Raw genomic sequence first — 21,529 nt, 5'->3', positions numbered from 1 at the left:
GTTCGCCCTCACATCAGCCGGACGGAGCGACCGCCGACGACCCGCATGAAGAGCCCGACGGTCGTCAAGGACACGACAAGCATGATCATCGAGAAGGCAGCACCTTCCGGCCATTTGTCGTTTGAGCCGTGAAACAGCGTCGCGATAACTTCAGGGAAAATCACTGAATTCGGGCCGCCAAGCAGCAGCGGCGCAGCGAAGACACCGACAGCCGTCAGGTAGACGAGGCTGCAGCCCGAGACGATGCCGTCCTTCGATAGCGGCAGGATGACCCGGCGAAACCGCTGCCACGGCCCAGCCCCAAGATCGGCTGCCGCCTGGATCAGCGGCGTCGGGATCTTCTCGATCGCCGAATAGAGCGGCAGGAGCATGTAGAGCGCCAACAGATAGATGACGCCGAAGCTCAGCGAAAAGAAGGTGTAGAGCATCGGGATCGGCCGGTCGATGAAGCCGAATTCCCGCAAGAGCACGTTCAGCGCCCCGCGGTTGGCGAGCAGCATGATGACCGAGAAGGTGCGGATCAGCTCACCGGCCCAGAAGGGGATGAGCAGCAGCAACAGGGCCCGCATCCGGTTCTTCGGCTGCACAATCTTTGCGACGTAGTAGGCCACGGGATAGACGATCACCAGTGTCGAGATCGTGACCACGGCGGCAAAGATCAGGCTGCGGACAAAGGGCAGGAAATAGAGCCGATCGGAGAAGAACAGCGCGTAGTTGGCCAGCGTGTATTCGCTGCTCTTGTCCGGCTGCGGCGGATAGTTGGCAAGTAGGCTGATATTGGCCATCTGCAGGATCGGCCCGATATGCAACATGGCGATCCAGAAAAGCGGCACGCCTGCCAGCACGGCGAGACGCACGCGCCGGCTTTCGACGAGCAGGCCGATCGTATGGCGATAAAGCCCCGAACGTGCCGCCTTGCCGATCCATCCGGCATAGCGCGGCACCGTCGACAAACCGACGGATGGCGGTTGTGTTGTCGTATCCAGCATTGTCTTTGTTCCCGGCTCTGGAAGAGTCCATTTTATGACGGGCGACCGGCCTCAGCCGATCGCCCGGATTTTGATAGGTCAGGCCGACTTGATCTCGGCCGTTGCCTTGTCGATCATCTCGTTCTTCATGTCGCGGTTGACGGAGCTGAAGAACTGGATGCGTTCGACCTGCTCGGGCGGCAGCGACAGCGCGGCACGCTCCTTCTCGTCCAGCACCTTGTCGACGCCGTCGAAGGCCGACGAGAAGCCGGACTGGCGGGTCATCGCAGCACCAATCTCCGGCGAGGACAGGATGGCGTCGAGGAAGGTGTAGGCCGCGTCCGCGTTCGGCGCGTTGTTGACGATGTTGAAGGAGTAGAGGAAGCCGAATGTCCCTTCCTTCGGCACCGAAATCTCGATCGGATGGCCGTCCATGATGAGCTTGGCGGCCGGACCGGACCAGGCCTGCGCCAGGTAGATGTCCTCGTTGACCAACATCTGCTGCAGCTCGGAGCCGGCATCGTAGTACTTGCGCACCTTGTCCTTGTGCTGGATGAGGAAATCGCGGGCCTGGTTCGTTGCGGCCTGTGCGACTTCGGGCTTGTCGCCGTAGGTCACATAGTCGCCGTCGTTGCCCTGGTAGCGCATGACGATCGAGAGGAAGTCGCTGACGATGTAGGACGTCAGGTTCTTGTTCTCGTCATCGAACATGATCGCCCAGCTGTCGGAAGCCTTGGCGTATTCGGTGTTGCGCACCAGGCCCTCGAAGCCGGCAAGCAGCGGCACGCCGAAGGTCTTGCCGTCGACGGTCAGTTGCGGCGCGCCCTTGTAGGCGGCGGCGAGCTTGCCCCAGTTCTTCAGGCGCGCGGTGTCGAGCGACGAGAGCAGATTCGATTTCATGAACTGCGACAGGCGGTGGCCGGTCACGGTGACGATGTCGGTGGAAGGTGCAGCCCCTTCGGCGGTCAAAAGGTTGTACTGCTTTCCCTGGTCGTCGGTCAGCCGGATTCGCACCTCGATGCCGGTATCCTTCTGGAACTGATCGATGAAGGACTGCGGTACGAACTTGTCATAGGTCGTGATGTTGACGACCTTGCTCTGTGCGAAGGCCGGGCGGATGATCGAAGGCGCTGCGAGCACACCGGCGCCGGCCGCCAACAGCTTCATTGCCGATCGGCGGGTGACATCAAAATTGTTCATCTCGTTCTCCTCATTTTGGCAGGCTCAATTCTCGTGTGGGCGTTCAGAGCTTTTTGCTCCCCTTTATTTCGCCGCCGGGTTGTCCGGCAGCGCACCATTGCCGGCGTTCCTGCCGGCAAAGCTCCTTTCGGCGATACGCGCCATCTGCTTGGGATCATGCACTGTCAGATCCGGCATCCGCTCCGAAGCGATCCGCGCTATCCGTTGAATGAGTTCCCGAACGCCGGCCGAGAGCGGGCGCGAGCCGGCTGACAGGATCGCCCATAGGAAGGGGATCTCGACATCGAGAGGCCGAATGACGATGGGCGCCGATTGCAGACCGTAGGCCGTCGCCGGCTCGATGATCGCCACGCCAAGGCCGAGCGATGCGACCTGCACGGCGTTATTGGCCGCGTTGGTCGCGATAATGCGATTGGGCCGCACGCCGGCCGCATTGAGCGCTTCATCAACGCTATGGCGCAGCCGAAACGGATTGGACATGGTGACCAGCGTGCGCCCGGCCAGATCGGCGATCGAGATCACGTCTTTCGCAGCCAGCGGATCGTGCGGCGCAACCGCGGCGACGCAGCGCCCTTCGAAAAAACCCTGAACGTCCAGGCCGGGCTGATCGGCCGGCAGCGACGTCACGCAGAAATCCGCCGTCCGCGCAAACACCGACTGCACGGCGGCCTCGGCCGGCATGCTGCGCAGATTGATCGTGTGGGGCAGCAGATGCTCCGGCAGTTCGGCAAGTGCGATCGGGATGATGCCGCTGGCAAAGGCCGGCGTTGCGGCGATCTCGATCGGCTCGGGTTCCTTGCCGGCGATTGCCTTGGCGCGATTGCGCAGGTGCCCGATGCCGCTGACGAAACGCTCGGCATCCTCATGGAAGGCAATGCCCTTGTCGGTCGGCGCGATCCTCGGGCCATTCCGCTCGAACAGCGCAAAGCCGAGCGACGTCTCCAGGTCCTGGATCAGGCGCGTCACCTGCGACTGCGAGCGGTCGAGCAGGCGGGCGGCACCTGTGATGCTGCCCGTCGACATAACGGCGAGAAAGGCCTCGAGATCGCGTACTTCCATCGGCTATCATGCGCTCCCTGCATGGTGGACGATCAATAGTGCATAAAACGCATTCTTAGTTCTAGTGACAAAAGACAATTTTTCTCGGGTGGGCTCGACCGGGCCGGATCAGGCCCGCTCTTGCGGCCTTACCAGTCCATGACGACCTTTCCGGAATTGCCGGAGCGCATGGCCTGAAAGCCGTCGCGGAACTCGTCGATCTTGATGCGGTGGGTGATGACGGGGGCAAGGTCGAGCCCGCCCTGCACGAAGGCGATCATCTTGTACCAGGTCTCGAACATCTCGCGGCCATAGATGCCCTTGAGGTTGAGCATCTTGAAGATCACCTTGTTCCAGTCGATCTCGAAGCCGGCCGGTGCGATGCCGAGGATGGCGATCTTGCCGCCATTGTTCATCTTGTCGATCATGTCGCGGAAGGCAGGGGCCGCGCCCGACATTTCCAGCCCGACGTCAAAACCTTCGGTCATGCCGATCGCCTTCATCACGTCGGCAAGGTTTTCCTTCGAGGCATCGACGACATGGTCGATGCCGACGCTTTTGGCGAGCGCCAGCCGCGTCGGGTTGATGTCGGTGATCACCACCTTGCGCGCGCCCGAACGCTTGGCGACCAGCGCCCCCATGATGCCGATCGGACCGGCGCCGGTGACGAGAACGTCCTCGCCGACGAGATCGAAGGAGAGTGCTGTGTGCACCGCATTGCCGAACGGATCGAAGATCGCCGCGATCTCGTCGGGCACATCCTCCGGGATCGGCACGACGTTATACTCCGGCAGGCAGACGAACTCGCCGAACGAGCCCGGCCGGTTGACGCCGACGCCGAGCGTGTTGCGGCACAGATGCCCGCGGCCGGCCCGGCAGTTGCGGCACTTGCCGCAGACGATATGCCCCTCGCCCGAGACCCGCTCGCCGACATGGTACTTGGTGACGGCCGATCCGACCTCGGCGATCTCGCCCATGAACTCGTGGCCGACGACCATCGGCACCGGAATGGTTTTTTGCGCCCACTGGTCCCAGTTCCAGATGTGCACGTCGGTGCCGCAGATCGCCGATTTCTTCACCTTGATCAGCACGTCGTTCGGGCCGATCTCCGGCACCGGCACGCGCTCCATCCAGAGGCCCTCTTCCGGCTTCGACTTCACCAGCGCCTTCATCATGTTCGTCATCAGTCTCTCCCTCAGATCACGCCGAGGTCGCGGCCGACCTCTTCGAAGGCGGCGATTGCCCGCCGGACGTCCGCTTCACTATGCGCTGCCGACATCTGCGTGCGGATGCGCGCCTGGCCCTTCGGCACCACCGGGAAGGAGAAGCCGATGACATAGACGCCCTTCTTCAGCATGCGCGCCGCCATCTCCTGGGCGAGTGCGGCATCACCGAGCATCACCGGGATGATCGGATGGCCCTTGCCGGCCAGCGTGAAGCCGAGCCTGGTCATCTCGGTGCGAAACAGCGCCGCATTGGCATAGAGCCGCTCGCGCAAGGCATCGCCGTTGTCGATCAGGTCGAACACCTTCAGCGAGGCGGCGGCAATCACCGGCGCCAGGGTGTTGGAAAACAGATAGGGCCGCGAGCGCTGCCTGAGCCAGTCGACGACTTCGGCCTTGGCCGAGGTGTAGCCGCCCGAGGCACCGCCGAGCGCCTTGCCGAGCGTGCCGGTGATGATGTCGATCCGGCCCTCGACGCCACAATGTTCGGCCGAGCCACGGCCATTCTTCCCGACGAAGCCGACCGCATGGCTGTCGTCGACCATGACCATGGCGCCATATTTGTCGGCGAGGTCGCAAACGCCACCGAGATTGGCGATGATGCCGTCCATCGAGAACACGCCGTCCGTGGCGATCAGCTTGAAGCGGCTGCCTTCGGCCTTCTTCAACTCCTCCTCCAGCGCCGCCATGTCGTTGTTGGCATAGCGGAAGCGCTTCGCCTTCGACAGCCGCACGCCGTCGATGATCGAGGCGTGGTTGAGCGCATCGGAGATGATCGCGTCTTCCTCGCCGAGCAGCGTCTCGAACAGGCCGCCATTGGCATCGAAACAGGAGGAATAGAGGATGGTGTCTTCCAGCCCGAGGAAGGACGAAATGCGTGCCTCCAGCTGTTTATGCTCCTCCTGCGTGCCGCAGATGAAGCGCACCGAGGCCATGCCGTAACCGTAGCGGTCGAGCGCCTGTTTGCCGGCCTCGGCCAGTTCCGCGTTGTCGGCAAGGCCGAGATAGTTGTTGGCGCAGAAGTTGAGCACCCGCTCGCCCGAGGCGACCTTGATCTCACCCGCCTGCTTCGAGGTGATCACACGCTCCGACTTGTACAACCCGGCCGTCTTCAGGCCCTCGAGTTCTGAACGGAGATGGGTGAGGAAGCGATCGCTCATTCAGGCACGTCCCTCGGCTCGATCGACATCGACGACAGGCGGGAAGCCGGTGCGGCACAGGGCATCGAGACCTTCGAGATCCAGTCGCTCGAGGCCCAGTTCCGGAAGGAGGTCGTTCTCGCCTTCGAAGTCTCGGCCGTACATGGCCGAGAAGATGCGGATACCGGCCTCGTGCAGGTCTGCCGGGCATCCGGCAAGGCGCGCGAGCTGCGCCGTCACGACCAGACCGAAGGGGACATCCTCTGTTACATAGCGGCTGTCCGCCGTCGCAGGACCCGTGCCGTTATGTCCGGCCTCATGCATTTCCTGGTTCATCCGCGAGATCGTGCTGACCGGCACATGGAACGACAGGTGGAAATGCTGAAAAATGTCGCGTACCTTCAGCTGCAGCTTCTCGGCGACAGCCAGGCGTTCGAGGTCGAGTGTCTCCAGGAGACGACCGATATTGGGGGTGACGTTCTGGGCCTGGACCCAGGTCTCGCCGCGTTCCATGCGCGACATGTTGCCGAGCGCGATCCCGAGGTGGTTTTGCGGATTGAGGTTTGAAAGCGCGATCGCCAGAAGGCTGCCGCGATCGACAAAATGTTCGCCGAAGAGCGCCGTGCAAACCGCATGGCCGCGCGCACTTTCCGATGCCGGAACGGTCGCGAGGTCGACCTGCTTGCGGATGGTGTTCACCTGCACCAGCGCAGGGCCGAGCTTCCGGCCGCTGACGATCGTCGTGCCCCAGGCAACGATCGGCAAGGTGATGCCGCGTGCTGCCAGAAGCGACGAGAGATAAAGCGCTCCGAACGAGGTGTGCGAGCTGAAAATCACCACTTGTCCAGCGGTCAGATGCGGCGCGATTGCGTCCAGCACGAAGCGGTGACCATAGGCCGGCAGCGCGATGAGGATCGCATCGGTATCGTGGACGAGATCTTCCGCACTCTCGGCAACGGCCGGAAGGAAGGTGCCTTCGATGGCACCCTCGGCCGTCAGGCTCTTTCCGTCGGCAAGTGCCACAGTCCCGGTGCCGGACGGCGACCAGAGCGTTGCCTTGTGTCCCAGTTTTTCAAGAAGTGCAGCGGTGCCGAAGGCAATAGAGCCAGCACCTGCGATACCTACACGCATGTCGTTTTCCACTTTCATTGATATCGGGTAGCGGGCGCAGCTGGGCGCCCGCCGTCGAGGGTGTTGCGGCTAAGCCGCGTTGCGGGCGGGGATGAGCGTCGTCGCTTCGGACGACCAGCCGACCCAGATGTCGTCGCGGCTCAAGCCTTCCACCTCGCTTGGATGGACGAGTGCGTTGAGCAGATGCCCCTCGCCGATCTCGACCTTGAGCGATGTGTGGTTGCCTTTGAAAACGCGCTGGCGGATCCGTCCACGGATCCGGTTGGCGACACCCGGTTCCTGCGCCGAGCATTGGATCGCTTCCGGCCGCAGGACGACGTAGATCGCGTCGCCGGCCTTGGGCGAGAGCGCGCCGGCGGACGCCTTGATCGTCATGCCGTTCCACCGCACCGCCGCTTCGCCGGCGTCAGTACCGACGACGTCGGAATGCAACAGGTTGGTTTCGCCGAGGAAGGTCGCCACGAAGGCGGAGCCGGGGCGCTTGTAGAGGGTCGCCGGATCGCCCATCTGCTCGATCCGGCCATTGTTCATGACCACGATCGTATCCGACATGGTGAGCGCCTCTTCCTGGTCGTGGGTCACGAACATGAAGGTCTTGCCGGTCTGTTCCTGGATCGCCTTGAGCTCGATCTGCATCGTCTGGCGAAGCTTGGCGTCGAGGGCGGAAAGCGGCTCGTCCAGAAGCAGAACGTCGGGATCGGGCGCCAAGGCGCGCATCAGCGCGACGCGCTGGCGCTGGCCGCCCGACAGCTCGGACGGAAGGCGGCCGGCAAAATCCTGCAGCTGCACGAGCTCCAGAAGCTCCGATACGCGCCTCTGGATCTGGCGGTTGTCGACGCCCTTCAACTCCAGGCCGAAGGCGATGTTCTTCGCGACCGACATGTGCGGGAACAGCGCGTAATCCTGGAACACGATGTTGACGTTGCGCCGGTTCGGCGGAACCTTTGTCACGTCGCGGCCGGAGAGCAGGATGCGGCCCTCGGTCGGCGTTTCGAACCCGCCCAGCATGCGCAGCGTTGTCGACTTGCCGCAGCCGGAGGGGCCGAGCAGGGTGACGAACTTGCCGCGCTCGATGTTGAGATTGAGATTATCGACGGCGACAAAGCTGCCGAAGCTCTTGCGGATATTTTCGAACTGAACAACCGGTTGCATCAGCGGATCCTCGAACGACGTGTGAGATATTCTGCGTAGAGCCCGACCACGGCGGTCACGACCAGGACGAGCGTCGCCATGACGTTGATCTCCGGAGACATGCCGGACTGCACCCGGGCGAAGATCAGCATCGGCAGCGTCGGGCGATAGCCGCCGAGGAAGAAGGTGCGGACGAAGTCGTCGCTCGACAGCAGCAGGCAGAAGATCATGCCGCCGAAGATGGCCGGTCCCAGATAGGGAAGCGTGACTCGGAAGAAGGTTACGATACTGTCGGCACCGAGATCGCGCGCGGCATCGACCAGATTTCCCGGCATCGAGCGCAGCCGCGTCAGCACCATGACCACCACGAAAGGCACGGCGTGGACGACGTGGCCGAGGATGATGGCGACCGTGCCCGTCGGCAGGTCGATGGTGGTGATGAAGATGCGCAGCGAAATCGCCGAGATCATGCCCGGCACCACGGCCGGCAGGCAGGCCACCGCAAAGGCCACGTATTGAGCGGCCCCGCGCAGCGACCCGATCAGCATCGCGATCCAGACACCGATCACCGTTGCAATGGCCGTCGTCGCCGCGGCGATCATGATTGTGTAGAGGCAGGCGTCCAGGAACTGCTTGTCCTTTATGACCTTGGCGTACCAGTCGATCGTCAGGTTTCCGAGCGGAAACGAAATGAAGCTCGCATCCTTGAAGCTGACCGCCACCATCAGCGACAACGGCAGAAACAGGTACAGGACAAACAGCCAGTAGAAGGACTTGAGGGCCAGCCCGGGCCAATCGTGAAACAGGGCGCGCATCAGAATGTCCTTTGCTTCGAGCCGCCGACGACCCGCATGAACAGACCGACGGTGACGAGGGATGCGGCAAGCATGATCATCGCGAAGGCGGCACCGGCCGGCCAACGGCTGCTGGCGCCGTGGAAGAAACTGCTGATCGTTTCGGAGAACATGCTGGTGGTCGGCCCGCCGAGCAGAATGGGAGCGGCAAACACGCCCATGCAGGTGAGGAAGACCAGCGAGCATCCCGACACGATGCCGTCGCGCGAAAGCGGCAGGATGATGCGGCGGAAGCGCGTGAACGGCCCTGCCCCGAGATCCGCCGAGGCATCGAGCAGCGACTTCGGGATCTTCTCGATCGCCGAATAGAGCGGCAGCAGCATGTAAAGGCAGACCATGTAGACGAGGCCGAAGCTGATCGAAAACGAGGTGTAGAGCATCTGGATCGGACGCTCGGTCAGCCCGATTTCCCTGAGCAGCACGTTAACGGCACCGCGATTGGCGAGAAGCATGATGACCGAGAAGATACGGATGATTTCACCCGCCCAGAACGGGGCCAAGAGCAGGAGCAGCGCCCGTGACCTGTTGCCGGTCGCAACCACCTTCGCCACGTAATAGGCGACCGGATAGACCACGACCAGGGTGACGGCGGTTGCGATGGAGGCATAGATGAAGCTGCGCAGCAGCGGCATCCAGTAGAGCTTTTCGCTGAAGAAGAGCGCGTAGTTGTCGAACGTGAATTCGGCCTCGACGCCCGGCTGCGGCGGATAGCTGGACAGGAGGCTGATGCGCAGCATCTCGTAGATGGGGCCGATATGCATCATCAGCATCCAGACGACCGGCACGCCGGCCAAAAGCAGGATGCGTCCGTATCGCCACTCGGCAACGGCGCCCAGGGTGTAGCGATAGAGCAGTGAGTTGATCACCCTCGCGACACCGGTCGAGTATTTCATGTGCGCAGCACGGACGGGGAGACCGCCACCTGCCGTATGTGTTCCCACGGCCATTGAATTATCCCAAAGCTTGTCCGCGACCCGACGGGCGTTGGCAGAAAATGCGTCACCGTTCTGACCCCGCCGCCACGGCGAGGTCAGTCAGTCAGTCATCGCAATGCGATTGCTTAGGCCGCTTTCAGTTCGGCGACGGCGCGATCGATGATCTCGTTCTTCATCGAGCGGTTGAGCGAGCTGAAGAACGTGACGCGCTCGAGCTCGTCCTGCGGCAGGGTCGATGCCAGCCGCTCCCTCTCGTCGAGCAGCTTGTCGACACCCGATATCGTCGAGCTGAAGCCGGAGGTGCGGGTCATCGCAGCCCCGACCTCGGGGTTCGCCAGGATCGCGTCGAACAGCTTGTAGGCGTTCTCGGCGTTCGGCGCGTTGTTGACGATGTTCAGCGTGTAGCAGAAGCCGTAGGTGCCTTCCTTCGGCACGGAGAGCTTGACCGGCACGCCGTCCATGATCAGCTTGGCAGCCGGGCCCGACCAGGCCTGCGCCAGATGGATGTCCTCGTTGATGAACATCTGCTGCACTTCGCTGGCCGCATCGTAGTATTTGCGAACCATGTGCTTGTGCTTGATCAGGTGGTCGCGCGCTTGGCTGGCGGCCTTCTGGGCCTCCTCGACCTTGTCGGTGTAGGTGACGAAGTCGCCGTCATGGCCCAGATACTTCATGGTGATCGACATGAAGTCGCCCGCCATATAGGCGGTCAGGCCTTCGTACTTCTCGTCGAACATGATGCCCCAGCTGTCGGCCTCCGACACGTAGTCGGTGTTGCGCACGAGGCCTTCGTAGCCGGCAAGGATCGGCAATCCCCAAAGGTTGCCCTCGAAGCGCGCCCAGGCGGCGTCCTGATAGGCGGGGTTGAGGTTCGCCCAATTACGCAGCTTTGCCGTATCCAGCGCCTGCACCAGCTTGGAGCCGATGAACTGGCCGTAGCGGTGGCCGGCGACCGTCACGATGTCCGTGGTCGGGTTTGCGCCTTCCGCCGTCAGCAGGTTGTACTGCTTGCCCTGGTCGTCGGTCAGGCGGATGCGAACCTCGATGCCTGTGTCCTTCTGGAACTGCTCGATGAAATCCTGCGGCAGGAACTTGTCATAGGTGGTGATGTTGAGAACCGAGCTCTCAGCACGCGCCGACCGGATGAGGTAAGGCGCGGTGAGCACCGTTGCACCGCCTGCCCCCAACAGCTTGAGCGCGTTCCTGCGATTGATCTTCTGCCCGATAATCATTTGTTTCTCCTCTCGCCTCCCAGCGTGACTTGATGGCGCCAGAGCGCGCATACGCGCTTCTGATCCCGTCGCCGATCGCGCAGCCGGATCGATCCAGTTGCAGCCTGCATAAAGATTGGCGCAGCAAATTTGGTCCGTCTAATTGTTTTTGAGCCTGCATCCATTCCAAAAGGTTATAGCCCAGAATTTAAGCCGGCACGGCAAACGGCGATATTTTGCGGGGGTCTTGGTCGGCCGGATTGTCAACCTCCGCGCGCAAAGCTAGGGTATGGGCAAGTTTGCCCCGAATGAAGTTATGAAATGAAGCGCGCACCGAACCTGCGACAAATCGAGGCTCTTAAAGCCGTGATCGAATGCGGCACGGTCAGCCGTGCCGCGGAAGTGCTGCATATCTCGCAACCTGCCGTGAGCAAGCTCCTGGCGCATCTGGAAGAAGATACGGAGCTTGAACTCTTCGACCGCATCAAGGGGCGGCTCATTCCTTCGGAGCATGGCATGCGGCTCTACAAGGAGATCGATCGTGTCTTCGCCGGCATCAAGCAGATCGAGCGCGCCGTCGACCTGATCCGGCGCGAGGAACTGGGGCAGATCTCGGTCGGTGTGATGCCGGCGCTTTCCGGCCTCTTCATCAGCGACACCAACAAGCGCTTTCTTGCCGGGCATGGCGACGCCTACATCTCGGTGGTGATCCGCAGTTCGCAGTTCATCGTCGAATGGCTGCTATCCAAGCAGGTCGATATCGGCCTCATCAACCGCAATACGGACAACCCCTATATCGAGTGCGTTCCCTTGCGCGGCGGAGACCTCGTCTGCATTGCGCCGCGCGACCATCGCTTCGCTGCGAAACAGGAGATCGTGCCCGCCGATATCCACGGCGAGCCCTATATCGGCTTTGCAGCGGACAACCGCATCCGGCAAAAGATCGAAAGCACGCTCGATGTCTATGGCACGCGGTTGAACTACATCATGGATGCGACCCTTGCGCCGGCGGTATGCGAAATGGTCGCCAACGGACTGGGGATCGCCATCGTCGATCCGGTGTTCGCCTTTGGCCAGCGCGACCGGCTGACAATCAAGCCGTTTCTCCCCAGCATTGCGTCGGATCTCAGCCTCTGCTGGCTCCGCGAAACGAGAAACCGCCACCTGGTCGACGCCTATGTCGAGGCGACCCGCGCCACGGTGCAGGATATGCGGCTGGCGATGGAAGCGAACTGAGGCCCTGTCGGCGGCGCGTCGGAATTCGCGGCTTTACAAGCCCCGCTCCACAGCCGAGATTGTGGCCCCGACAGAATGGTGAACCATGCCGACCGCTCCCCTCCTCGTTGACGCATTTTCCGAAGCACACATTCCCGAGATGCTCGACTGGTTTTCGAGCCTGGAGGCGCTGGTGCAATGGGGCGGCCCCGGCCTCGCCTTTCCGCTGGAAGCGGCACAGCTCGAAGCGATGCTCGCCGGAACCAAAGGTGCCGAACCTGAGCGCTTGATGTTTGCAGGCGTCGTCGACGGCAAGCTCGCCGGCCATGCGCAGGTAGCGCTCGACTGGGCAAACGGCGTCGGCCGCCTCGCCCGGGTTGCCATCAATCCACGCATGCGCGGCCAGGGCCTCGCCCAGCCTCTCCTCAGCGAAGTGACCCGCCGCTTTTTCGCCGACCCCGCCTTCGAGCGGCTGGAGCTCAACGTCTACACGTTCAACGAGGCGGCGATCCGCACCTACCGCAGCCTCGGCTTTTACGAGGAGGGCGTTAGACGCTCTTCCGCAAAGGTCGGGGATGCCAGGTGGGACACAGCGATCTACGGCATGCTTAGAGGCGAATGGGCCGACCGCACCGCCGCCGCTCAGTAGGGCAAGCCGACATAGTTCTCCGCCAGCGCCGTTTCTGCCGCCACCGAATGGGTGAGGTAGTCGAGTTCGGCTTCCTGGATGCGCTGGTCGAAATCACCGGTATCCGGAAAACGGTGCAGCATCGTCGTCATCCACCAGGAGAAGCGCACGGCCTTCCAGACACGCGCCAGCGCCCGCGCAGAGTAAGCGTCGATGCCGGCATTCGAGCGATCCTGATAGTGTTCGAGCAGCCCCTCGAAGAGATAATGCACGTCGCTGGCGGCAAGGTTCAGACCCTTCGCGCCCGTCGGCGGCACGATATGGGCGGCATCGCCAACCAGGAACAGCCGGCCGAAACGCATCGGCTCGGCAACGAAAGAGCGCAGCGGCGCGATTGATTTTTCAAAGGACGGTCCCGTTACCATTGCTTCGGCATGATGAGACGGCAACCGCCGGCGAAGTTCGTCCCAGAAGCGCGTGTCGGACCAATCCTCGATCTTTTCGCTCACCGCGCACTGGATGTAGTAGCGGCTGCGCGTCGTCGAACGCATCGAGCAAAGCGCGAAACCGCGCGGATGGTTGGCATAGATCAGTTCGTGGTCGACCGGCGGCACGTCGGCGAGAATGCCGAGCCAACCGAAGGGATAGACCTTCTCGAAGGTCTTGAGCGCCTTTTCCGGTACCGACTTGCGGCTGATCCCGTGAAAGCCGTCGCAGCCGGCGATGAAGTCGCAGTCGATGCGCTGCGCCGTGCCATCCTTCTCAAAGGTCACATAGGGCAGATGACCGTCGAAATCATGCGGTTGGACATTGGCCGCCTCGTAGATCGTGACAGCCCCTGAGCGCTCGCGATGCTCCATCAGGTCGCGCGTCAGCTCCGTCTGGCCATAAACCATGACGCGCTTGCCCCCGGTCAGTTGCCTGAGATCGATGCGGTGATCGCGGCCGTCGAAGGCGAGCGAGAAGCCGTCATGCGGCAGGCCCTCCTGATGCATGCGCGCCCCGGCTTGAGCGCGATCCATCAGGCCGACCGTGCCTTCCTCCAGCACGCCGGCGCGCACGCGCCCGAGGATGTAGTCCTTGCTGACACGGTCGACAATGACATTGTCGATGCCCCCTTCCGTCAGCAACTGCCCGAGCAGAAGACCTGACGGGCCCGAGCCGATGATGACCACCTTGGTGCGCATGCTCTCCTCCGGAATTGCTCTTTGTCAGAATTGTCTTTTGGCAAAATCTGCGCCGGGCCGGCTTCGCTCTCAATGGACAAATCCGCCATGAAATTGCACAAATCGAACATGGCTTCAGGATGTGCGGCATGAAGAAGACGGTTCCGACCTACGAACTCTACGGCGAAAAGACCGGAGAACGGCCGGATTTCTGGCTGCATTGCGAGACTATTCCGTCACGAAGCAGCCTCTACCACTGGGAGATCGGGCTGCACCGGCACGAGAGCTTCTTTCAGATCTTGTACATTGCCGGCGGCTCCGGCGATGCGGTCTTTGGCAATGCGGTCAGCATGATCGAACCGCCGATGGTCATTACCGTTCCGCCGGCGCTCAGCCACGGCTTCCGCTTCTCGCGCGACATCGACGGCTTCGTCTTCACCATCCTTGCTTCGCACTTGAAGACGCCGCCCGGCGAGCGCAGCCGCCTTGGCGCCTGGCTCGCCGTCCCGCACCTGATCCGGCTCGACGGCGGCGAAGATGCTGCCTACATCGCAGCAACCCTCACACGTCTTGCCAGGGAATGGGAAACCAGCCGCGGCAACCGCGCCGATCTTCTGGACGCCTACCTGACCGCCGCGCTGACGCTGACGGCCCGTCTCGACGAGACGAGCGACGACCGGGATGATAGCAGCCAGAGTGAAAACGAGCGGCGGGTCCAGCGCTTCCAGGCGCTTTTGCAGCGGCACCTCCGCTCGCATTGGCCGGCCGCGGCCTATGCCCGCGAACTCGGTCTGTCGCAAACCCATCTCAACCGGATCACGCGCGCCGTCGTTGGCCTCAGCGCCCACGAAATGATCTCGCGAAAGCTCGTCGGTGAAGCAAAGCGCGAACTCGTTTTCACCCGCGCCAGCGTCCAGGAAATCAGCTTCCGCCTCGGCTTCGCCGACCCCGCCTATTTCTCCCGCTTTTTCCTGCGCCAGACGGGCGTGACGCCCCGCGCCTGGCGGCTTGCGGAACGAGACAGGCTCGGTGCGTAGGAAGGCGGGATCAGGGCGCCGCGGTCCAGTCCTCGACTCGCAAGCCGGGCACACGATCGAACTCCCGCCGGTTGTTGGTCACGAGGATCAAGCCTTGAGACCGTGCATGACCCGCGATCAACTGATCGTAAGGCCCTATCGGCGTGCCACTGCGGGCGAGTTCGGCGCGCAACTGTCCGGTATGGCTGGCTGCCGCCTGATCGTAGTTGAGAACCTCAAGACGCGCGGCAAACCCCTCTATGACCGATAGGTTGCGCTCGGGCATTGCGGATCTTTCCGCGCCGCAGATCAACTCCATCAGGCTGACCGAGCTGATGCACAGTTGGCCGTGATGCCTGTTGAACGCCTCACGAACCTGCTGCGGCCGGTTCTTGACCGTGTAGATGCAGATATTGGTGTCGAGCATGTATTTCAACATCAGAGTGGCTCGCGTTCCTGGGCCTCCGGCTGCTCTCTCTGCACCATGAAATCGGCTGTGACGAGCTCGCCGTCGAACCAACTGTCCCAGGCCTCGCCTGCGGGTGTAATGATGCGCGTTCGCCCCACCGCCACGATATCGACGCGTTTGACGTCCTCCGGAAGCGCTACGGCCCTCGGCAGCCGGATCGCCTGACTACGATTGGTGAGAAAAACTGCGCCCTGTTCAGACATTGTCGCCTCCGGGATATACCTTGAATATATCCAAGATGGTTTCAGCCACAGGATATGTCAATGGGATATACGCGACCTTTCGCGGCTGCCGATCGCAGTTTCTGCGAGGCCGCTTGGTCACGTTCGGTGCCACTGCATCCCCACCTCGACGATCCAAAAAGCTTTTTGCAACGACTCAAAACGGGAGCAGAATCAAGCTCGGGTCCGAGGGGGGCCCGGAGGAAATACGGAGGAAGACATGGCAGTACGCGATCCGTCGCCCTCGTTGTACAACGAGGATCTGGCACCGGCCGAGGAGCGCCGGTGGGGCGCTTTCAGCATCTTCAATGTGTGGACATCCGACGTGCATAGCCTGTGGGGATACTACCTCGCAGCAAGCCTGTTCCTGCTCTGCGGCAGCTTCATAAACTTCGTCATCGCGATCGGCATCGGCTCGCTGGTGATCTTCTTCCTGATGAGCCTCGTCGGCAATGCGGGCGTACGCACCGGCGTGCCCTTCCCCGTTCTCGCCCGCGCCTCCTTCGGTACCTTCGGCGCCAACGTTCCGGCGCTGGTGCGCGCCGTCGTCGCCTGTTTCTGGTACGGCGCCCAGACAGCGGCTGCCTCCGGCGCGATCGTGGCGCTTCTCATTCGCAACGAAAGCATGCTGGCCTTCCATCAAAACAGCCACATGCTCGGCCACTCGACGCTTGAGGTCATCTGCTACGTCGTCGTCTGGTCGCTGCAATTGCTTATCATCCAGCGCGGCATGGAGACCGTTCGCAAATTCCAGGATTGGGCAGGCCCGGCCGTCTGGATCATGATGCTGATCCTTGCCGTCTACCTGATCGTCAAATCAGGGACGTTCTCCTTCGGTTCGGAAATCCCGCGCGACGTGCTCGTCGAAAAGACCAAGGACGCAGGCGTTCCGTGGGAGCCCGGCAGCTTCCCGGCGCTGGCCGCGGTCGCCGCCACCTGGATCACCTACTTCGCAGCGCTCTATCTGAACTTCTGCGACTTCTCGCGCTATGCAACCGACGTGAAGACGCTACGCAAGGGCAATCTCTGGGGCCTGCCGATCAACCTGCTCGCCTTCTGCCTGGTCGCCGGCGTGACGACGACCGCCGCCTTTGCCGTCTATGGCGAAGTGCTGCTGCATCCGGACCAGATTTCGGCGAAATTCGACAGCTGGTTCCTGGCGCTGCTTGCAGCCCTTACCTTCGCCGTCGCGACGCTCGGCATCAACGTGGTGGCGAACTTCGTGTCGCCGGCCTTCGACTTTGCCAACGTCTTTCCGCGGCAGATCAACTTCAAGCGCGGCGGCTACATTGCGGCGCTGATTGCGCTCATCCTCTATCCGTTCGCCCCTTGGGAAACGGGGGCTGCGCATTTCGTCAACTTCATCGGCTCGACGATGGGGCCGATCTTCGGGGTGATGATGGTGGATTATTATTTGATCCGCCGCGGCCAGCTGAATGTCGAAGCACTCTATCACGAGGACGGCGAGTTCCGCTTCCAGGGCGGCTGGCACGGCAGCGCCTTTATTGCCTTTGCCATCGGCGCGCTGTTCTCCTCGATCCTGCCGACCTTCACCAACATCCTGCCCGCCTGGTGGGGAATCTATGGCTGGTTCTTCGGCGTCGCCATCGGCGGGGCGATCTACTACGTCTTAAGGATCGGCGCACGCAAGCCGGCCTTTGCGGCCTAGTTGTTGCGCAGCATGCCCGGTTCAACACCGGGCATGCTGTCGCATTTTCATGAGCTTTTCTTCGGGAGGCCGAGGATTTCGCGAACGCCGTTCTTTGTGAAGGGCTGCGCCAGTTGTGCCAGGAAGCCTCGGGCTATCTGGCCCTTGATGCCGATGTTAGTGGAGGACGGACGGTCAGGGTTGTAGTATGTGCCGAACAAAAGGTCCCAGACCACGACGTTCTCGCCGTAGTTCATGTTGCCCTCGCGAAGATCCTTCGAGTGATGCCAGCGGTGCAGCCGCGGCGTGCTGAAGAGATAGTCGAAGGGGCCGGTGCGCATATCGACGTTGCAATGGGTAAGAATGCCCATGAAGGCCGTGACCGCGCCGAGCCACCAGAAAACGTGCAACGGAGCGCCCAGGCAATAGAGCGGGATCTGGCTCATGGCGATCTTGAACAGTGAATCGGCCACGTGGAAGCGGCCGGTATTGATGACCCAGAGGCGAACGACGCTGTGATGCAGAGCGTGGAACCGCCAAAAGAACAGCTTTTCGTGGGCGATCCGATGCGACCAATAGAGGCCGAATTCGGCAACCACCACGGCGATAGCCACCTGAAACACCATCGGCCAATCCGATGGCCAGAGACCGAACTTGAGCGCTGCGAGCGGCTGCAGGATGTTGGCGGCATACATGGGAAAGACGGCGGCGATCAGGCCAGCCGCCTGCAGCAGGCCCTTCGTCGCCAGCGTGTGGCCGATATCGTTCACCGTTTCGCCATCCGACTGAAGCCAGCCCCGCTCGTAGGGAATGTAGCGTTCTAGAAGAAACAGGATGAAGACGGCAGCCGCATAGACCCCCACTAAACGGACCATCGGCTCTGCGCTCGCGAACGCGTAGTAGGCGCCGAGCAGTCCACCGAAAAACACCAGCGGCCAGGACAGATACCCAAGCACTAATCTGACAACCTGTCCGAGCCTCGACACGGTGGCTCTGCGCTCTGCCTTCATCAACGATGCTCCATCCACTCGAGCAGTTCCCGGCATGTGCGCGGCCGACCGTCGCTGACGCGCCCGTTGCTGCATGCATCCAGGCGATGGTCCTGCTCGGACCAGCCGCCTCGTCCATGCCGGTACATGCGTCTGATCTCGGCGCAGGTCCGCGGCGTTCCATCACTTAGCCGACCATCACGACAGGGATCGTACAAAGGCTGCACGGTCCGATACGGATTGTCCGCAATCCACATTGCCTTTTCTTCGGCATGGGTCGGGCTCGCGCTGAAGAGGATCATCCACATGGGTAAAATGGCCAGGCGCATCGACAACGTCCTTTGTTGAAACGTTGCACGAGCTTTGCGGGGGGTGGGTTGCACCAGCATTGCAGGAGACGGGAAGATGCAATCAGTCGCTTGCGGATGCAACCGCCCATTGACGATGAAAAGAGAATCTATCATTCTCTTTTCATCGTCAATGGAATCTGGACAGATGCGCGCGCCGAATCCCGAATTTTCGCAACAGGAAACGGACGACTTTTCCGCGCTGGACGCAACGGAACAGGCGCGTCTCGTCTCGACGGGCCAAGCCTCGCCGCTCGAACTCGTCGATGCCGCCATCCGGCGCATCAAGCGGATCGAGCCGCACGTCAACGCCCTTGCATCCACGGGTTTCGACCAAGCGCGCAAGTGCGCCGGAGCTCTTCGGCCGCACGCGGACATGCCGTTCCCGGGCGTACCGACCCTGCTGAAGGATCTGCTTGCCTATCCCGGCCATCCGGCCGGCTTCGGCTCTCGCCTCTTCAAGGGACAGCTCGCCCAAGGCGGATCGGATTACACGGACGCAATCGACAAGGCCGGTCTGATCGTTCTTGGAAAGACGACCACATCGGAGTTCGGTCTGCTCGGCACCACCGAAACCCTCGCCCATGGCGCGACGCGCAACCCCTGGAATTTTGCCCTTTCGACCGGCGGCTCGTCCGGCGGCGCGGTGGCGGCCGTTGCCTCCGGCATGGTGCCGATCGCCCACGCGTCCGACGGCGGCGGCTCGATCCGTGGCCCCTCCTCCTTCTGCGGGCTTTTCGGCTTCAAGCCGAGCCGGGACCGCACGGTGAATGCCGGCCTGCCGCCGGCGATACCGACGGCGCGGCTGATCAGCGACCATTGCGTCAGCCGTTCCGTGCGCGACAGCGCCTTGTGGCTGGCGGCGACCGAGCGGCAGGACCTGACGCGACCAATGCCTGCGATCGACGATATGCGCTGCGGCCCGCAGAAGAGGCTGCGCATCGGCGTCTATCGCCATGATGTTTTCGGGCGCGGCGTGTCTGAAGCGGTCGAGGACGCGCTCAACGCAGCGATCACGTTGTGCACGGTTTTGGGGCACGAGGTCGTCGAATGCGCGGGGCCTGACGTCAACGCGCAGGAAACCAGCCGCGCCTTTTTCAATCTGACCGGGATCGTTCTGTCCGGCCTGTTCGACCAGGTCGCGGCCGCAATGGGCGGCGCCTTCGACGAGACCTTGTTCGAGCCCTACACGGTCGAGCTCGTCCGCCGCGCCAGGCGGCTGCCGGAGGCGGCAATCATGGAGGCGATCGGCGCGACGAAGAGGGCCGAGGCGAGCGCAAATCAGACGATCTCCGGCTATGACGTGCTGCTTTCGCCCACCGTCCCCTTCACGGCCTTTCCGCTGGGGACGCAAGGACCGACCGAGGATGCAGTCCAACTCATCGCGTTTACGGAACGCCTCGCCGGGTTCACCAATGTGGCGTCCTTTGCCGGATGGCCCGCCATGTCGGTGCCGCTTTGCTGGTCGCGCGAGGGGCTGCCGGTCGGCTGCCATTTCGCTGCAGCAACGGGCGAGGACGCGTTGCTCTTCTCGCTCGCCTTCCAGTTGGAAGAAGCTGCCCCCTGGCAACCAAGGCTCACCGAGCTTGCAGAAAGGCTCGCATGCCCCAGCGCCTGAAGCAGGAAGTGCGCGAGCGTCTGCTTACGGCAGCGGCAGCGGTGTTTGCCGAGCAAGGGTTCGAAAAGGCGCGGCTGACCGATGTGGCGGAACGGGCGGGTACGAGTTCGAGCAACATCTACAAGTACGTCGCCGACAAGGAAGCGCTGTTTTATGAGATCGTGACACCGGCGCTCGCCGGGCGATTGTTGCGCCTGCTGCGCGCCCGTGTACGAGAACTGCGATCGATCGGCAATTGGCTGCAGGCCGATGCTTCCGGATCCGAACGTGCCGGGGCGCTGCTGTCCTTCTGGATCGAACAGCGGCTCGTGGTCCTCATCCTGCTTCGCGGCGCTGACGGCACGCGCTACGCCCATGTCCGCAAGCTGATGATCCGGGAGATGGTGCGGCTGGCTTCCGGCTACCTGACCGACAAGGGCGGCGAGCAGGCCCTGACGCCTTTGATGGGTTTCATGCTCGAGCGAACCTTCACTCGAACGCTGGACACCATTGCCGATACGCTCAGCGAATACAGCGACGCCCCATCGATCCAGTCGGCCATTTCGCTCTTCTGGCGCTACCAGCTTGCGGGGCTGCAATCGCTTCTGGACCCGGACGCGTTGGGCGGTGATCGTCAAGCCTTCACAGGCCCCGATCAGTCGTCCGAATAGCGCTCCTCGCGCCACGGGTCGCCACGCATGTGGTAGCCGTTCCGCTCCCAGAAGCCGGGCATGTCGCCTTCGCGAAAATCGATACGCGTCAGCCACTTGGCACTCTTCCACAGATAAAGATGCGGAACGACGAGCCGCATCGGTCCGCCATGGGTGCGGCCGATCGGTTGGCCCTCCCATTCGGTCGCAAGGATCGCGTCTTCGGAGGCGAAATCCGCAAGCGGCATGTTCGTGGTGTAGCCGTCATAACTCGTCAGCATGACATGGCTCGCCTCGGCCTTCGGCATCACCTGGTCGAGCAGATCACGTGTGGTCACGCCTTGCCAGCGGTTGTCGTAGCGCGACCACGTCGTCACGCAATGCATGTCGGAGAGACGGTGGCTCTGCGGCAACGCCTTGAAGGTGGCCCAGTCGAGCGACAGCGGATGCTCGACGTGGCCGGTGATATCGAGCCGCCAGCTTTCCGTCCGGATGATCGGCTGCTGGCCGAGGTCGAGCACCGGCCAGTCCTTGACCAGGTGTTGCCCGGGCGGAAGGCGCTCGTCCTCGGGGCGCACGATCCGCCCCGTCAGGAACTTGCCATCGGCGGCCCAGCGCCGCTTCGTCGTCGTGAGCTTGGTTTCCGGCGGATGCGCGTCGTCGGTCATGATGCTCTCCTCCCCAACCCCCGAATTCACTCGCCAAGCGAGAGTAAGAAGGGCGCGACGGCGGAAGGTCAAGCGCAGCTTCAAA

Annotated in this window: 22 protein-coding genes; 6 read left to right on the top strand and 16 right to left on the bottom strand. The window is 62.4% G+C overall.

The features are described from left to right. Positions 1–8: 8 nt before the first annotated feature. The 10 genes from OVA00_RS05930 to OVA00_RS05885 form a co-directional block, all read right to left on the bottom strand. Complete coding sequence (locus OVA00_RS05930; protein ID WP_060529775.1) at positions 9–989, bottom strand: ABC transporter permease; 981 nt, start codon at positions 987–989, stop codon at positions 9–11. Positions 990–1,067: 78 nt separating this feature from the next. Next, the gene (locus OVA00_RS05925; RefSeq protein WP_060584579.1) at positions 1,068–2,168 is read right to left on the bottom strand and encodes an extracellular solute-binding protein; all 1,101 of its coding nucleotides are present in this window, start codon (positions 2,166–2,168) and stop codon (positions 1,068–1,070) included. A gap of 63 nt (positions 2,169–2,231) precedes the next feature. Further along, a complete protein-coding gene (locus OVA00_RS05920) occupies positions 2,232–3,227 on the bottom strand; it encodes a LysR family transcriptional regulator (RefSeq protein WP_268088340.1) in 996 nt (331 codons plus the stop codon). Positions 3,228–3,355: 128 nt separating this feature from the next. Beyond that, a complete protein-coding gene (gene tdh / locus OVA00_RS05915) occupies positions 3,356–4,390 on the bottom strand; it encodes an L-threonine 3-dehydrogenase (RefSeq protein ID WP_060611193.1) in 1,035 nt (344 codons plus the stop codon). Between the two features lie 11 nt (positions 4,391–4,401). Beyond that, the gene (locus tag OVA00_RS05910; protein ID WP_268088339.1) at positions 4,402–5,589 is read right to left on the bottom strand and encodes a glycine C-acetyltransferase; all 1,188 of its coding nucleotides are present in this window, start codon (positions 5,587–5,589) and stop codon (positions 4,402–4,404) included. Then, the gene (locus tag OVA00_RS05905) at positions 5,590–6,699 is read right to left on the bottom strand and encodes an NAD/NADP-dependent octopine/nopaline dehydrogenase family protein (protein ID WP_268088338.1); all 1,110 of its coding nucleotides are present in this window, start codon (positions 6,697–6,699) and stop codon (positions 5,590–5,592) included. Between the two features lie 69 nt (positions 6,700–6,768). Further along, entirely contained in the window at positions 6,769–7,851 is a 1,083-nt protein-coding gene (locus OVA00_RS05900) for an ABC transporter ATP-binding protein (RefSeq protein WP_113079291.1), read from the bottom strand. Further along, positions 7,851–8,645: an ABC transporter permease gene (locus tag OVA00_RS05895; RefSeq protein ID WP_034805885.1), complete on the bottom strand. Its 795-nt coding sequence runs from the start codon at positions 8,643–8,645 to the stop codon at positions 7,851–7,853. The genes OVA00_RS05900 and OVA00_RS05895 overlap by 1 nt, the downstream gene beginning before the upstream one ends. Further along, the gene (locus tag OVA00_RS05890; RefSeq protein ID WP_034805882.1) at positions 8,645–9,577 is read right to left on the bottom strand and encodes an ABC transporter permease; all 933 of its coding nucleotides are present in this window, start codon (positions 9,575–9,577) and stop codon (positions 8,645–8,647) included. Before OVA00_RS05890 ends, OVA00_RS05895 begins: the two co-directional genes overlap by 1 nt. A 167-nt stretch (positions 9,578–9,744) precedes the next feature. Then, on the bottom strand, positions 9,745–10,851 hold the full coding sequence (locus OVA00_RS05885; RefSeq protein ID WP_034805879.1) for an extracellular solute-binding protein: 1,107 nt from the start codon (positions 10,849–10,851) through the stop codon (positions 9,745–9,747). A gap of 300 nt (positions 10,852–11,151) precedes the next feature. On the opposite strand from OVA00_RS05885, the gene OVA00_RS05880 reads away from it, so the two are divergent. Continuing rightward, positions 11,152–12,066, top strand: a complete 915-nt coding sequence (locus OVA00_RS05880) for a LysR substrate-binding domain-containing protein (RefSeq protein ID WP_034805874.1) — start codon at positions 11,152–11,154, stop codon at positions 12,064–12,066. Positions 12,067–12,151: 85 nt separating this feature from the next. Continuing rightward, complete coding sequence (locus OVA00_RS05875) at positions 12,152–12,694, top strand: GNAT family N-acetyltransferase (RefSeq protein WP_159415802.1); 543 nt, start codon at positions 12,152–12,154, stop codon at positions 12,692–12,694. On the opposite strand, the gene pobA is transcribed toward OVA00_RS05875, so the two are convergent. After that, complete coding sequence (gene pobA / locus OVA00_RS05870) at positions 12,688–13,860, bottom strand: 4-hydroxybenzoate 3-monooxygenase (RefSeq protein ID WP_089042812.1); 1,173 nt, start codon at positions 13,858–13,860, stop codon at positions 12,688–12,690. The genes OVA00_RS05875 and pobA overlap by 7 nt on opposite strands. A 128-nt stretch (positions 13,861–13,988) precedes the next feature. Between pobA and OVA00_RS05865 the strand changes: the two genes are divergently transcribed. Next, complete coding sequence (locus OVA00_RS05865; protein WP_113079296.1) at positions 13,989–14,876, top strand: helix-turn-helix domain-containing protein; 888 nt, start codon at positions 13,989–13,991, stop codon at positions 14,874–14,876. A gap of 10 nt (positions 14,877–14,886) precedes the next feature. On the opposite strand, the gene vapC is transcribed toward OVA00_RS05865, so the two are convergent. Both vapC and vapB read right to left on the bottom strand, forming a co-directional pair. Then, positions 14,887–15,294, bottom strand: coding sequence for a type II toxin-antitoxin system tRNA(fMet)-specific endonuclease VapC (gene vapC, locus OVA00_RS05860; protein WP_090425784.1), 408 nt, complete (start codon positions 15,292–15,294; stop codon positions 14,887–14,889). Further along, a complete protein-coding gene (gene vapB / locus OVA00_RS05855) occupies positions 15,294–15,527 on the bottom strand; it encodes a type II toxin-antitoxin system VapB family antitoxin (RefSeq protein ID WP_034805861.1) in 234 nt (77 codons plus the stop codon). Before vapB ends, vapC begins: the two co-directional genes overlap by 1 nt. A gap of 238 nt (positions 15,528–15,765) precedes the next feature. On the opposite strand from vapB, the gene OVA00_RS05850 reads away from it, so the two are divergent. Then, complete coding sequence (locus OVA00_RS05850; RefSeq protein ID WP_034805858.1) at positions 15,766–17,214, top strand: NCS1 family nucleobase:cation symporter-1; 1,449 nt, start codon at positions 15,766–15,768, stop codon at positions 17,212–17,214. A gap of 47 nt (positions 17,215–17,261) precedes the next feature. Here OVA00_RS05850 and OVA00_RS05845 read toward each other — a convergent pair whose 3' ends face one another. Further along, entirely contained in the window at positions 17,262–18,203 is a 942-nt protein-coding gene (locus OVA00_RS05845; protein WP_268088337.1) for a sterol desaturase family protein, read from the bottom strand. Further along, the gene (locus tag OVA00_RS05840; RefSeq protein ID WP_112771414.1) at positions 18,203–18,646 is read right to left on the bottom strand and encodes a hypothetical protein; all 444 of its coding nucleotides are present in this window, start codon (positions 18,644–18,646) and stop codon (positions 18,203–18,205) included. The genes OVA00_RS05845 and OVA00_RS05840 overlap by 1 nt, the downstream gene beginning before the upstream one ends. A gap of 16 nt (positions 18,647–18,662) precedes the next feature. Here OVA00_RS05840 and OVA00_RS05835 point away from each other — a divergent pair, with 16 nt between their 5' ends. After that, positions 18,663–20,147 (top strand): amidase, encoded by a 1,485-nt coding sequence (locus OVA00_RS05835; RefSeq protein WP_268088336.1) that lies wholly within the window; start codon positions 18,663–18,665, stop codon positions 20,145–20,147. After that, on the top strand, positions 20,132–20,797 hold the full coding sequence (locus OVA00_RS05830; protein WP_051659713.1) for a TetR/AcrR family transcriptional regulator: 666 nt from the start codon (positions 20,132–20,134) through the stop codon (positions 20,795–20,797). The genes OVA00_RS05835 and OVA00_RS05830 overlap by 16 nt, the downstream gene beginning before the upstream one ends. Here the strand turns inward: OVA00_RS05830 and OVA00_RS05825 are convergent. Next, a complete protein-coding gene (locus tag OVA00_RS05825; protein WP_034805855.1) occupies positions 20,782–21,444 on the bottom strand; it encodes a sulfite oxidase-like oxidoreductase in 663 nt (220 codons plus the stop codon). The two genes, OVA00_RS05830 and OVA00_RS05825, sit on opposite strands and share 16 nt — an antisense overlap. Between the last annotated feature and the right edge of the window lie 85 nt (positions 21,445–21,529).

This window comes from Ensifer sp. SL37 (assembly GCF_026672675.1).
Classification (GTDB): Bacteria; Pseudomonadota; Alphaproteobacteria; order Rhizobiales; family Rhizobiaceae; genus Ensifer; species Ensifer adhaerens.
Note: the sequence above shows the minus strand (reverse complement) of the source record. Positions and strands in the feature narration are given on the sequence as shown.

Bases quoted from the DNA above. Each gene is read 5' to 3' on its own strand.
- OVA00_RS05930 (WP_060529775.1), bottom strand. From the start codon at position 989: ATGCTGGATACGACAACACAACCGCCATCCGTCGGTTTGTCGACGGTG.
- OVA00_RS05925 (WP_060584579.1), bottom strand. From the start codon at position 2,168: ATGAACAATTTTGATGTCACCCGCCGATCGGCAATGAAGCTGTTGGCG.
- OVA00_RS05920 (WP_268088340.1), bottom strand. From the start codon at position 3,227: ATGGAAGTACGCGATCTCGAGGCCTTTCTCGCCGTTATGTCGACGGGC.
- tdh (WP_060611193.1), bottom strand. From the start codon at position 4,390: ATGACGAACATGATGAAGGCGCTGGTGAAGTCGAAGCCGGAAGAGGGC.
- OVA00_RS05910 (WP_268088339.1), bottom strand. From the start codon at position 5,589: ATGAGCGATCGCTTCCTCACCCATCTCCGTTCAGAACTCGAGGGCCTG.
- OVA00_RS05905 (WP_268088338.1), bottom strand. From the start codon at position 6,699: ATGCGTGTAGGTATCGCAGGTGCTGGCTCTATTGCCTTCGGCACCGCT.
- OVA00_RS05900 (WP_113079291.1), bottom strand. From the start codon at position 7,851: ATGCAACCGGTTGTTCAGTTCGAAAATATCCGCAAGAGCTTCGGCAGC.
- OVA00_RS05895 (WP_034805885.1), bottom strand. From the start codon at position 8,645: ATGCGCGCCCTGTTTCACGATTGGCCCGGGCTGGCCCTCAAGTCCTTC.
- OVA00_RS05890 (WP_034805882.1), bottom strand. From the start codon at position 9,577: ATGAAATACTCGACCGGTGTCGCGAGGGTGATCAACTCACTGCTCTAT.
- OVA00_RS05885 (WP_034805879.1), bottom strand. From the start codon at position 10,851: ATGATTATCGGGCAGAAGATCAATCGCAGGAACGCGCTCAAGCTGTTG.
- OVA00_RS05880 (WP_034805874.1), top strand. From the start codon at position 11,152: ATGAAGCGCGCACCGAACCTGCGACAAATCGAGGCTCTTAAAGCCGTG.
- OVA00_RS05875 (WP_159415802.1), top strand. From the start codon at position 12,152: ATGCCGACCGCTCCCCTCCTCGTTGACGCATTTTCCGAAGCACACATT.
- pobA (WP_089042812.1), bottom strand. From the start codon at position 13,860: ATGCGCACCAAGGTGGTCATCATCGGCTCGGGCCCGTCAGGTCTTCTG.
- OVA00_RS05865 (WP_113079296.1), top strand. From the start codon at position 13,989: ATGAAGAAGACGGTTCCGACCTACGAACTCTACGGCGAAAAGACCGGA.
- vapC (WP_090425784.1), bottom strand. From the start codon at position 15,294: ATGTTGAAATACATGCTCGACACCAATATCTGCATCTACACGGTCAAG.
- vapB (WP_034805861.1), bottom strand. From the start codon at position 15,527: ATGTCTGAACAGGGCGCAGTTTTTCTCACCAATCGTAGTCAGGCGATC.
- OVA00_RS05850 (WP_034805858.1), top strand. From the start codon at position 15,766: ATGGCAGTACGCGATCCGTCGCCCTCGTTGTACAACGAGGATCTGGCA.
- OVA00_RS05845 (WP_268088337.1), bottom strand. From the start codon at position 18,203: ATGAAGGCAGAGCGCAGAGCCACCGTGTCGAGGCTCGGACAGGTTGTC.
- OVA00_RS05840 (WP_112771414.1), bottom strand. From the start codon at position 18,646: ATGATAGATTCTCTTTTCATCGTCAATGGGCGGTTGCATCCGCAAGCG.
- OVA00_RS05835 (WP_268088336.1), top strand. From the start codon at position 18,663: ATGGAATCTGGACAGATGCGCGCGCCGAATCCCGAATTTTCGCAACAG.
- OVA00_RS05830 (WP_051659713.1), top strand. From the start codon at position 20,132: ATGCCCCAGCGCCTGAAGCAGGAAGTGCGCGAGCGTCTGCTTACGGCA.
- OVA00_RS05825 (WP_034805855.1), bottom strand. From the start codon at position 21,444: ATGACCGACGACGCGCATCCGCCGGAAACCAAGCTCACGACGACGAAG.